Genomic DNA, 11,753 nt, shown 5'->3' on the forward strand with positions numbered 1-11,753 from the left:
GCCTATGTAACGAATTACCTAAAACACTTAAAAAGATGACATTTTTTGAAGAACAGATGACCGGACTTGAAAAAGCTCACGAAGAGCTGATATTGAGGAAAAATCAGAAATCAAAACATTGGAACGGGATTTATGACCGGTATGAAAATGCTGTGCTGACGGCAGAACACGCTCCTCTTTTCTGGAGATTTGACCTCAATCCCCAGAGTAACCCCCACCTGATGCAACGTTTCGGTATCAACGCTACTTTTAATGCCGGGGCCATCAAATGGCAGGGGAAATATGTGCTGGCAGTCAGGGTGGAAGGTACCGACCGCAAGTCGTTTTTTGCCATCGCCGAAAGTCCTAACGGTATTGACCAGTTCAGGTTCTGGGATTACCCGATCGTGATGCCGGAAACCGACGTGCCCGACGGTAATGTGTATGACATGAGACTGGTAGCCCACGAAGACGGCTGGATTTACGGCATATTCTGTACGGAAAGAAAAGACCCGTCGGCAAAACCGGGAGACGAATCTTCGGCCATCGCCCAGGCAGGAATTGCCAGGACGAAAGACCTGGTCTCCTGGGAAAGGCTGCCTGACCTTAGAACCCCTTCTCCGCAACAGAGGAATGTGGTTTTGCACCCCGAATTTGTCAAAGGGAAGTATGCCCTGTATACCCGCCCGCAGGATGGATTTATTGAAGCCGGAACAGGCGGAGGCATTGCCCTGGGCTTTACAGACAGCATGGAAAATGCCGTTGTCGAAAAAGAATACATCATTGATCAGAAACAATATCATACGGTTTATGAAGTAAAAAACGGGCAGGGGCCTGCACCCATCAAAACCGGTAAAGGCTGGCTGCACCTTGCCCATGGGGTCAGAAATACGGCCGCAGGCCTGCGGTACGTCTTATATATGTTTATGACCGACCTGGAAGAACTCACAAAGGTGATTCATAAACCAGCCGGATATTTCATCGGGCCCGAGGGTGTCGAAAGGGTTGGAGATGTGTCCAACGTTATTTTTTCGAACGGCTGGATCCTGGACGAAGACGGCACGGTGTTTATCTATTATGCTTCCTCGGACACGCGGATGCACGTGGCTACAAGTACAGTAGATAAACTCGTGGATTATTGTATCAATACCCCGGCGGATGGATTCAGGTCAGCTACTTCGGTTAAAAACGTAGTGGAAATCATTACCGGGAACATCAGCCGGCTGAAACAGCCCGAGTTGGCTTAATTATCGATTTTTAAACCATAATCTTCTGAACAGGCTGTTTTTCCGGCCTGACCAGGGATGCTTTTGTCAAAACCTATGTTGAAAAGACTTTCCATACTCGTATTACTCCTGGTTTCACTACCGGGTTTTTCCCAGCTTTTTTGTGACTTTGAGAGTGTTCTCACTTCTCCGGTCCGGATTTCGGGAGAGCAGGCTGCCGTCAGAGACAATCCTCTAAAAACCGGTAATCCCAGCAATAAAGTTGTTTTTTATAATAAAACCGCGGGGAACTGGAAGCAGATCACCCTGGAGTGGGATAAGAAAATAGCGGTCAATAAGAACGATGTTCTCTCTTTTCAGATCAATGCAGCCTTGCAGGGCCGTGTTTTTATCAAAATATACAATGCCGGGCAGCTATTAAAAGAAGACTGGGCCCCCAGGTATGATTTCAGACCCGCGACCAATCAGTGGGCCCTCGCAGAGTTCAGTGTGGCGTTACTGGCAGGAAAGGAATTTGACAAAATTGAGATTTTCGGAGCGGTCGACAATGAAGCCCAGGGAGGCATTTACCTTGATAATCTGAAATTAAGCCATTCCTCTTCGCCTGACGGGTCTCCGGTGATTGTTCTGAAGCCTTTTAAATCAAGGGTTCTTTTAAGGGAAAACATAGTTCTGGACGCCTCAGAGTCTTTCTCGCCGGAGGATGATATTACAGCGTCTAACTGGAGTCTGGGCAATGGAATAGACTTACATGGCTTAAGGGCCAGCTTTAACTATGATTTGCCCGGCATTTATCCGGTTGTGCTGACACTGACAACTGCTGGCGGAAAGACAAAATCCAGGACTATCCTCATCTATGCAATTGATCCTGATGAAAAGATAAGCAGGGCTAAAATAGATCTTAAAAGCCGGGTAGCGGGAGATTATTTCGAAGGAATTTTTGTACTGCGGGATAATTATAAGAATGTATTTGACCCTGATGAAGTCAAAGTAGATGCTGAGATAACCCGACCTGATGGAAGTATCAAAATGGTTCCGGCCTTCTTTTATGTCAAAGGATATTATGCGGGAGGACAATGGTTGACAGATTCGACAGAACAACATTGGATGTTCAGATTTACGGACCAGGCAGATGGAAACCACAAAGTAAGACTGATACTTGAAGACAAGGACGGAATCAGCAGGTCAGGGTACACGGAATTCAGGGTTGAAAAGAGAGCGGGCGTTATTCTGTCAGATAAAAATAACCGCCAGTTTTATAAAAAATCATCGAATGAACAAGCTTACATACCTCTCGGCATCAACGTTGGCTGGGACAGTATTGAAGACTACACCACCATATTCAATAACCTTGCTGATGGCGGGGCCAATCTTGCCCGTTACTGGGTTGTACCGTTTAACCGTCAGGCCCTCGAGTGGAAAAATGACGGCTATACCCATGGACTTGGAAAATACAGCCAGGCGGCCGCGGCTTTTAACGATTCTCTTTTTGCCATTGCAGATAAAAGAGGGCTGAACCTGCAGATGGTGTTGTTTCAGCACGGGATGTTCTCAGAAAACGTCAATTCTAACTGGTCCGACAATCCCTACAATAAAGCCCTGGGCGGGCCCTTGCAAAAGCCGGAAGAGTTTTTCTATCATGCAGAAGCTAAAAAATACACCAAAAAACTGTTGAGATACATCGTAGCCCGATGGGGCTATTCTTCCAATCTATTTGCCTGGGAGCTGTTTAACGAAGTGCAGTTTACTGGAAATCATCCCAACCAGTCCGCAGCCTGGAAACAGGGAGTGCTGGACTGGCACAGCGAAATGGCGAAGGAAATCAAAGCCCTGGATGCTTTTAATCACCTGGTCACGACTTCGGCTTCGGACGAGCAGATCCTGCAAATGGACAAGTTGGAGGGCCTGGATGTGTTGCAGTACCACGTTTATAATACCAACCTCATCAACTCGATGCTGGCTAAAAATAGTGATTTTAAAAGTAAACTGGCCCAAAAAGCGATCATTTGCGGAGAATACGGCCTGGATGTCAATACTGCCGCTACGCCCATGGACGTGCAGAGGGTTTTGATCTGGGCGGGCATTTTTACACAGGTACCTCACCTGATGTGGCTTTGGGATGACTACGTGAAACCGGAATGGGGGCAGTTATTCAAATATCCTGCTAAGTTTTTAACCGGAAAGGATTTTGTTAAAGAAAGAAATCTGAAAACCTGGCCTTTTGTGCCTTCGGGTGCTTTGACCGGACTTGGATTTTCGACAGACAAGGCCAGGTACGGATTCGTTTTTCATAACCAGCATCAGACAGCTGTTTCAGGAACGACGGTAAAATTTGATGATCTTCCTGACGGCCTTTATAACATCAGGTACACCGATATTCTGAGCGGGGTGGAAACGGTAGTTAAAAAGGCAGCATTTTTTGGACAGAATAAAACACTGTCACTGCCCAGGTTTGACAAAGGGCTGGTTTTTGAACTTGAATTTGATTCACCACTCACTAAACCTGTGGGCATTATCACCGGTCCGGAAAAGACCGGACAGGGAAAAGAAACTGTATTTTCTGCCGCCGGTAGTTTTATTCCTGCCGGACTTGCCGTTACCTATCAATGGAGAATGGTTGAAAAGCCGCAAAACAGCAAGCTGATACTTCATGCAAGCGTAGGAGTGGACCTGAAAATCACGCCCGACCAATCCGGGAAGTACACTTTAGGTCTCACATTGATTCATACTGGTGAGATGGGTGAAGAAAAGCTGATCAGTTTTACAGCCGATGGCAGACCTGTAGCCCGGGCCGGCAACAACCGCATTTCCAAAGCCGGAGAATCCGTTGACCTGGACGGTTCAGCCAGTTCGGATATTGAAAATGATCCGCTGACTTACAACTGGCAGCTCATTTCAGCTCCTGCGGGAAGCAGGAAAGTGTTTAATTTCCAGTCGCAGGTGAAAGCACAATTGCTGACTGACCTCGGAGGGGACTACCTGGTTTCTCTGACCGTTTCTGACGGCTACTCCTATAGTTTGCCTGATACGGTAACAATCAAAACTGAACAACCCCTGGCCAATGAAAACCCGCTGGGGAACACAGAAATACAGGCGTATCCTAATCCTACCAGGGGCAAGGTTTATCTTGAAAAGCCTTTATTTGCCGGAGATGATCTGACATTAAGCCTTACAGACCTGAGCGGAAAACAAAGGGGCCAGAAAATATTCAAGAACGGAAGTTTTGCCGGAGACAAGCTCGAAATCTCAATAAATGACTATGGAATACCGGAAGGAACCTATCTGATCAGGGTATCCAATGAAAAATATTCAAGAACTTATAAGGTCATTTACCTCAGAAACTGATGGTTTTTGTGCGGAAAGAAGAATATTTTATCAGGATTAATTAAAAATTACAGTGATGCCATCAAATACTTATATATTTGGGAAACAAATAACCTTATATGTCTGACAATACCAATAAAACTAACCAATCAGCCCTTTATACCCTTGTAACCGTATGGTTTTTCTGGAGTTTTGTAGCGGCCTCCAACGGAATCCTGATTCCATTATTCAAAGAGAAATTCGGCCTTGAGCAGTGGCAGGCCCAGCTCGTTGACTTTGCTTTTTATGCCGCCTACTTTGTAGGATCGGTACTTTATCTTTTATTCTCCAGGGTTTATAACGGAGATATCCTTAACAAAATCGGCTATAAAAACGGTATCGTGATCGGGCTGGCTATTTCAGCCGTAGGATCCATGCTTTTTTACCCGGCTGCTGAAACAAAATCTTATGTTCTTTTATTAACGGCACTTTTTGTAGTGGGCTTAGGATTTTCATTACAACAAACCGCCACTCAGCCTTTCATGATCGCCTTGGGACCTCCTGAAACCGGAGCCCAGCGTATCAACCTTGGTGGTGCGGTCAACAACTTTGGCGGAACCATCGGGCCAACTATCGTGTCTTTTGCTATTTTCGGGTCAATTTCGGCTGAGGCGGCAGAACATGCAACCATCGAATCCGTTAAAGTACCTTACCTGTTTTTAGGAGGTTTATTTATTCTTGTGGCACTGTTTTTCTGGATATCCAAATTGCCGCGAATCACCAATGATGAGAAAGTGGAAGCGGGCCTCGGAGCTCTTAAATACCCGCAGCTGGTTTTAGGAATGGCCGCTATCTTTGTCTATGTAGGTGTGGAAGTAACCATCGGAAGTAACCTGCCGGAGTATCTGAAAGAGACCCAGGGGCTGGTTTCATCTCAGGTGGCCAAATATGTTTCTCTTTTCTGGGGAAGTATGATGATCGGTCGCTGGACGGCGTCTATCAGTAATTTTAACCCTTCTGCTACATTAAAGAAAATTCTGATCGTTATCGTACCATTTGTGGCTTTTGCCATTGTTCTGGCTGCCAATTACATCCACAGTGGTGATGTCAGCGATTTATATATCTACGGTTTCTGTGTGGTGATCATGATCGTGGCTTTCTTTATGACCAAGGAAAAACCGGTAAGAACACTGTTGATTTATACAGCCGTAGGAGCCATTATGACGCTTATCGGGGTGTTTACTTCAGGTAAACTCGCTCTCTTCAGCCTGATCAGCGGTGGTCTTTTCTGTTCGGTGTTGTGGCCGTCCATTTTCTCACTGGGTACTGCCGGGTTGGGTAAATACACCAACCAGGGAGCCTCATTCCTGATCATGATGATCCTGGGAGGAGCGATCATTCCGGTAGCACAGGGATTTTTGGCTGACACCATTGGTATTCAGAGTTCCTATTTGCTGGCTGCTGCTTGTTTTGCCTTCCTTTTCTGGTTTGGTATCAGGGTGCAGGCCGTACTCCGCAAACAAGGAATTGACTTTGACCAGGCCGTTTCGGGAGGAAAAGGAGGACATTAATCTATCCGTAGAATAGTTTTTAAGGACACAGATTCGCTAAGTAAAATTATCGCTTTTGTGTCCTTTTTTTATAAGTCAAGTTTAAATCAGAACAGGATGCTCGAAAAGTTTCAGGAAGAAATAGCCGGGGAATTAAAAGAAATACTCACTTTCTGGCTCGAAAATGCCCCGGATAAAACCCACGGAGGATTTATCGGGAAAATGGACAGCCAGGGATATGTTTATCCTGAAGCAGAGAAAGGCGGAGTATTAAATGCCCGTATCCTCTGGACTTTTTCGGCAGCTCTTCGTCACTACCAGCAACCCGGAAATGAGCCCGAAACAGGGTTTACTGGCCAGCTCAGAGCAGGAACTGAACGAGCCTTTGATTATTTCAGAAAGCATTTTCTCGATCATGAAAAGGGAGGCGTTTTTTGGTCTGTCAATGCAGACGGAAGTCCGGGGTCGACCCGGAAACAGATCTATGCCCTCGCTTTTGCGGTTTACGCCTTGTCTGAATACAGCATGGCCACAGAAAACCAGGATGCCCTGGACATGGCCGTCAGTCTTTACAGGGACATGGAAAAGTATAGTTTCGACTCAGAATCCGGCGGATATTGGGAGGCATTCAGCCGGGATTGGGAATTGTTGGAAGACCTGAGGTTAAGCGAAAAAGATCGCAATGATCCGAAAACCATGAATACCCATCTGCACATCATTGAAGCGTATGTCAATCTGTTCAGGATATGGCAAGACAGGGAACTGGAGAAAAAAATCAGAGATTTGCTGACTGTTTTTGAAGAGAAGATCATCGACCGCGATAGCTTTCACCTGAAACTGTTTTTTGACCGGAACTGGCAGTCCCAATCCCGGGCCATTTCCTTTGGTCACGACATTGAAGCATCGTGGTTGCTGTACGAATCGGCAGAGGTTTTGGATGATAAAAAACAGACTGAAAAGTGGAAAACAATCGCCCTGGAAATTGCGGAAGCCGCAACAGAAGGATTGAACAAAGACGGTAGTCTGAACCACGAATATGATCCCTCTACAGGGCACTGGGACACACATCGTGAGTGGTGGGTACCCGCCGAAGCCATGGTCGGATACCTGAATGCCTATGAATTGCATCCTGATGAAAAATACCTGGAATACATCCGCAGCCAGTGGACCTTCATTCAATCGCACTTGAAAGACAGTATCAACGGGGAGTGGATCTGGGGTGTCTATCCACCGGATGAAACCATGGGCTTTGGCTACAGGGTGATGGATACTGAAGATAAAATCGGTTTCTGGAAATGTCCTTATCACAACGGAAGGGCCTGCGTCGAAATATTAAAGAGAATTGACAGGATTAATAATGAAATATATCAACCTTAATTTTATGAAAAACGCGTTTTTTTTATGCTGTTTACTGATGATTTTTGTCTCAGGACATTCACAGCCACCACCACCCGAAAAATGGGTTAAAATTATCGTGAGTCCCGAAAAACCGGACTGGACCTACAAAACAGGGGAGAATGTAAAATTCAACATCAAAGTGTTCAAGAGCAATGTGTTGCTTGACGGAGCTAAAGTTTCTGTAGAGATCGGTCCTGAAAAAATGCCTGTGACCATTACCAAAGAGCTCACTTTAAAAGACGGGTCGGTGACGATTGACGGAGGCACAATGAAAGACCCCGGTTTTCTCCGTTGTACAGTCAAAACGGAGTATGACGGAAAAACCTACAGGGAATGGACTACCGCCGGATTTTCACCTGAGGCTATTAAACCGACGGTTACGGTACCGTCAGACTTCAGGGAGTTCTGGAGCAAGGCAGTTGAAGAAAATAATAAACTGCCTTTTGATACAAAAATGACCTTACTGCCTGAAAGATGTACCGACCTGGTGAATGTCTATCATGTAAGTTTACAAAACTGGAGACCCGGAGCCAGGGTTTATGGTATTCTGACAATACCCAAAAAAGAGGGTAAATACCCGGCCGTACTGAAGGTGCCCGGAGCAGGGGTGAGGCCTTATAACGGAGACGTCGGGATGGCTGCCAGTGGCATTATTTGCCTTGAGATCGGTATTCACGGTATTTCTGTGATCATGCCTCAGCAAAATTATGATGACATCAGTGCGAGCTGGACCAACCAGTATTGGGTCAGAGACCTGCATGACAAAGATAAATACTATTATAAAAGGGTGTACCTGGGTTGTGTCAGGGCCAACGATTTCCTGACCTCCTTACCGCAATGGGACGGTCAGAACCTGGGCGTGATGGGCAGCAGCCAGGGAGGAGCCCTTTCGCTGGTAACCGCCGGACTGGACAAAAGAGTGACCTGTGCAGCACCTACCCACCCGGCTATGGTGGACATGACCGGAACATTATTTGACAGAGCAGGTGGCTGGCCGCAGCCTTTTGGGGATAAACTCGCCTGGAAAACCGGAAGTCACCAGGACAGGTTACAAACGGTACCCTATTATGATGCCCTGAATTTTGCGAGAGAAATCAAAGTGCCTGTTTTCTTTACTTTCGGATATAATGACGATGTTTGTCCGCCTACTTCTGTATTTGCAGCCTATAACATCATCACGGCTCCAAAAGAGAAGTTCCTGGCTTTGGAAACCGCCCATTGGATTTTTCCGGAGCAGGCAGAAAAGCAGCGTGAGTGGATGATAAAACAACTAAAAAAATGATCAATTACCATAACAAGGTTTTCAGGCCTACTCAGAACACAGAGAACGGTGAAACCACCAATGAAACCGTATTTCACTACCAGCAGGATGGCAATATCCTGACTTCGGAATACTCCGGCGGCAACGTGCTAAAAGGCCACCTGGTGGCCCTGGTCAGTGAAAACGGAGAGCTGGATATGCGGTATCACCAAATCAACATCAAAGGTGAACTGATGACCGGTGTTTGTCACTCAGTCCCGGAGATTTTACCTGACGGACGCATCCGTCTCTATGAAAAATGGAGATGGACTTCAGGCGATTTTTCAGAAGGGGAGTCGATTATTGAGGAGGTTTAGCTTTGGTTTTTACCTATTGTTTGATACCTTGGCATATCATTTAATTTTAATAAGATTTTGACCATGAATTTTGACAAAACTGTAAAAAAAGAAGAAGTTTTTGCATCTATTGCTCAATTTATAGACGAACAAGGCTTTAGTGTTATAGCCAGTGATCATTCAAGACCATGGGGTGGTTTTTTTGTTTTGGACGAATCGCAGGCCCCGCAGTTTATTGAAAAGTTTTTCCCGCATTTGTCTTTGGAAGACTTCGCCGGATTCGAAAAACTAAGCCCTAAAATACTCGTGGTTGCTCCCGAAAAACGTCTTTCATGGCAATACCATCACAGAAGGGCCGAGATCTGGAAAGTGATCGGCGGAACAGCCGGAATTGTCATCAGTGACACCGACGAAGAAACGGAATTGCAGCAACTGCCGGTAGGCACGGTCGTTAATCTGAAACAGGGAGAACGCCACCGTCTGATCGGTCTGGAAGGTTACGGAATTGTGGCAGAAATCTGGCAGCATGTAGATAAGAATAATCCTTCGGACGAAGATGATATTGTCAGGGTCCAGGATGATTTTGGCAGATGATGATCTGCTGATATAGCATTAGTCATTGAATATTTTTACTTTAGTCTTCTGATTTTTCAGAAGACTTTTTTTATTGCATCAAAACCCAACCGGATAATAACAATCTCAACCTTATGAAAGCACTTGTTTGTACCAGCTTCGGGCTGCCTGATACCCTTGAATTAAAAGAAATACCCTCTCCTCAAATCACCGATGACCAGGTCCTGATTCAGGTAGCGGCCTGCAGCGTCAATTTTCCGGATACGCTCATTATTCGCAATTTATACCAATTTAAACCCGAATTGCCGTTTTCACCGGGAGGAGAGGTTTCAGGGATAGTCAAAGAAGCTGGAAAGAATGTTAAACATCTGAAGCCGGGCCAAAGGGTTTTTGCTTTATGTGGCTGGGGTGGTTTTGCCGGAGAAGTGGCAGTGGATGCTCAAAAGGTTTTTCCAATGTTACCGGGGATGGATTTTGTAACGGCGGCTTCGGTCATGTATAATTATGCGACCTCGTATCACGCTTTAAAAGACCGGGCTGAACTGAAAGAAGGAGAAACCTTATTGGTTCTCGGGGCCGGCGGAGGCGTCGGACTGGCCGCGGTAGAATTAGGAAAGCTCATGGGGGCAAACGTCATAGCGGCTGCTTCATCTGAGGAAAAACTTGAAATCTGCCGGCAAAAAGGGGCATCTCAAACCATTAATTACAGTACTGAAGACCTGAAAGATAAAATCAAAGAGCTTACGGGAGGACGCGGAGCCGATGTGATTTACGATCCTGTGGGAGATAAATATACCGAAAGTGCGTTGAGAGGCATCGCCTGGGGAGGCCGTTACCTGGTCGTAGGTTTTGCCGCGGGCGAAATCCCTAAGATACCTTTGAACCTGGCTTTGCTGAAAGGTTGTGCGATTACCGGTGTTTTCTGGGGACAATTTGCGGCCAAAGAGCCGGCTAAAAACTTTTCGAATATCCAGGAACTGGCCGGATTTTTTATGAATGGAAGTCTTAAGCCACATATTTATCAGCTATATCCTCTTGAAAAAGCTAAGGAGGCCTTAAATGACCTGATGAACCGGAAGGTGATCGGAAAAGCGGTGGTGATCCTGGATGAACAGCTCGTTAATGAACCGTTGGCAGAGATTAAACCGCAGACTAAACCTGAGATCAAAGCGGTTTCAGAACCCGGCACAAAGAAAGTTTTCAGGGATTTTGATGAAGTGAAGGCTTTTGTGGGGCAATCGTTCGGGACGAGTTCCTGGGTGGAGGTTTCACAGGAAATGATCAATGAGTTTGCCGAAACTACGATGGATAAACAATGGATACACCTGGATCCTGACAAAGCAAAAATGACACCTTTCGGACAGACCATCGCTCACGGCTTACTGACTTTGTCGCTGACCCCGAAATTCATGTATGAGCTGTTTGAGGTAGAATCTTCAAAAATGGGCATTAACTACGGCTCCGATAAAGTCCGGTTTTTATCTCCCGTGTTGTCGGATACAAGAATAAGGATGTCTGCCAAATTAAAAAGCGTTTCAGATATGCCTAATAATGGCCTTAAAATGATCGTGGAGGCCACCATTGAAATGGAAGGAAAAGAAAGGCCGGCCTGCGTAGCGGAGCTGATCAGTGTCGTGTATTAATTTTGATTGAGAGGTTTGAGACTTCTGACCTGATAAATCTGATGCCGTTATATGCAACGTCTCATTTCTACGCCCGGTAATGCGGCAACATGGATTTAAATTCCTGGCTTTGAAACGTAGCGTGTTGTGTCTCTACCGAAACGAAAGGCCACAAAAAAACCTCCGGCCGAAACAGCCGGAGGTTTAGACGCACTCTTACTAAAAACTTATTTTTTGACCATCCTCTGGATGCTGATCTCTCCGTCATTACCGGTGACTTTGACCTGGTAAATGCCGGCATTGAGTTTCTCAACATTGATTCTGGTAAAAGGTTTTTCTTGGGTGCTGAGCACCAGGTTACCTTTCTGGTCATAGATGTCCACTCTTCTGATCACCATCGACTCATCCGCTTTGAGGGCGAAGTAATCCGTCACAGGGTTGGGATATAAACTCACCCACTGGATGCTTTGTGCATCGATCAGGATGGTTTCTGTTTTGCTGTAATC

At 45.9% G+C, this 11,753-nt stretch carries 9 protein-coding genes; 8 read left to right on the forward strand and 1 reads right to left on the reverse strand.

Annotated elements, in window-relative coordinates; all coding sequences use genetic code 11:
* Positions 1-35 precede the first annotated feature (35 nt).
* The 8 genes from GVN16_RS13130 (at position 36) to GVN16_RS13165 (ending at position 11,268) form a co-directional block, all read left to right on the forward strand.
* A complete protein-coding gene (locus GVN16_RS13130) occupies positions 36-1,226 on the forward strand; it encodes a glycosidase (RefSeq protein WP_166564348.1) in 1,191 nt (396 codons plus the stop codon).
* Positions 1,227-1,301: 75 nt separating this feature from the next.
* Entirely contained in the window at positions 1,302-4,550 is a 3,249-nt protein-coding gene (locus tag GVN16_RS13135) for a PKD domain-containing protein (RefSeq protein ID WP_166564349.1), read from the forward strand.
* Positions 4,551-4,648: 98 nt separating this feature from the next.
* Complete coding sequence (locus tag GVN16_RS13140) at positions 4,649-6,079, forward strand: MFS transporter (RefSeq protein WP_166564350.1); 1,431 nt, start codon at positions 4,649-4,651, stop codon at positions 6,077-6,079.
* A 96-nt stretch (positions 6,080-6,175) separates the two neighbouring features.
* On the forward strand, positions 6,176-7,435 hold the full coding sequence (locus GVN16_RS13145) for an AGE family epimerase/isomerase (protein WP_166564351.1): 1,260 nt from the start codon (positions 6,176-6,178) through the stop codon (positions 7,433-7,435).
* A gap of 4 nt (positions 7,436-7,439) precedes the next feature.
* Positions 7,440-8,738 carry an acetylxylan esterase gene (locus GVN16_RS13150; protein WP_166564352.1) on the forward strand — a complete coding sequence of 433 codons (1,299 nt, stop codon included), beginning with the start codon at positions 7,440-7,442 and terminating at the stop codon, positions 8,736-8,738.
* On the forward strand, positions 8,735-9,073 hold the full coding sequence (locus GVN16_RS13155) for a n-acetylglutamate synthase (protein ID WP_166564353.1): 339 nt from the start codon (positions 8,735-8,737) through the stop codon (positions 9,071-9,073). Before GVN16_RS13150 ends, GVN16_RS13155 begins: the two co-directional genes overlap by 4 nt.
* A 63-nt stretch (positions 9,074-9,136) precedes the next feature.
* Positions 9,137-9,646 (forward strand): phosphoheptose isomerase, encoded by a 510-nt coding sequence (locus GVN16_RS13160; protein ID WP_166564354.1) that lies wholly within the window; start codon positions 9,137-9,139, stop codon positions 9,644-9,646.
* 113 nt (positions 9,647-9,759) lie between these two features.
* A complete protein-coding gene (locus tag GVN16_RS13165; protein ID WP_166564355.1) occupies positions 9,760-11,268 on the forward strand; it encodes a zinc-binding dehydrogenase in 1,509 nt (502 codons plus the stop codon).
* 206 nt (positions 11,269-11,474) lie between these two features.
* Here GVN16_RS13165 and GVN16_RS13170 read toward each other — a convergent pair.
* A partial coding sequence (locus GVN16_RS13170; RefSeq protein ID WP_166564356.1) for a T9SS type A sorting domain-containing protein occupies positions 11,475-11,753 on the reverse strand: 279 nt, incomplete at its 5' end.

This window comes from Emticicia sp. CRIBPO, assembly GCF_009905725.1.
Taxonomy (GTDB): Bacteria; Bacteroidota; Bacteroidia; order Cytophagales; family Spirosomataceae; genus Leadbetterella.

What these genes read in the sequence shown, in the direction of transcription:
- GVN16_RS13130 (WP_166564348.1), top strand. Translation starts at nt 36, where the DNA reads ATGACATTTTTTGAAGAACAGATGACCGGACTTGAAAAAGCTCACGAA.
- GVN16_RS13135 (WP_166564349.1), top strand. Translation starts at nt 1,302, where the DNA reads ATGTTGAAAAGACTTTCCATACTCGTATTACTCCTGGTTTCACTACCG.
- GVN16_RS13140 (WP_166564350.1), top strand. Translation starts at nt 4,649, where the DNA reads ATGTCTGACAATACCAATAAAACTAACCAATCAGCCCTTTATACCCTT.
- GVN16_RS13145 (WP_166564351.1), top strand. Translation starts at nt 6,176, where the DNA reads ATGCTCGAAAAGTTTCAGGAAGAAATAGCCGGGGAATTAAAAGAAATA.
- GVN16_RS13150 (WP_166564352.1), top strand. Translation starts at nt 7,440, where the DNA reads ATGAAAAACGCGTTTTTTTTATGCTGTTTACTGATGATTTTTGTCTCA.
- GVN16_RS13155 (WP_166564353.1), top strand. Translation starts at nt 8,735, where the DNA reads ATGATCAATTACCATAACAAGGTTTTCAGGCCTACTCAGAACACAGAG.
- GVN16_RS13160 (WP_166564354.1), top strand. Translation starts at nt 9,137, where the DNA reads ATGAATTTTGACAAAACTGTAAAAAAAGAAGAAGTTTTTGCATCTATT.
- GVN16_RS13165 (WP_166564355.1), top strand. Translation starts at nt 9,760, where the DNA reads ATGAAAGCACTTGTTTGTACCAGCTTCGGGCTGCCTGATACCCTTGAA.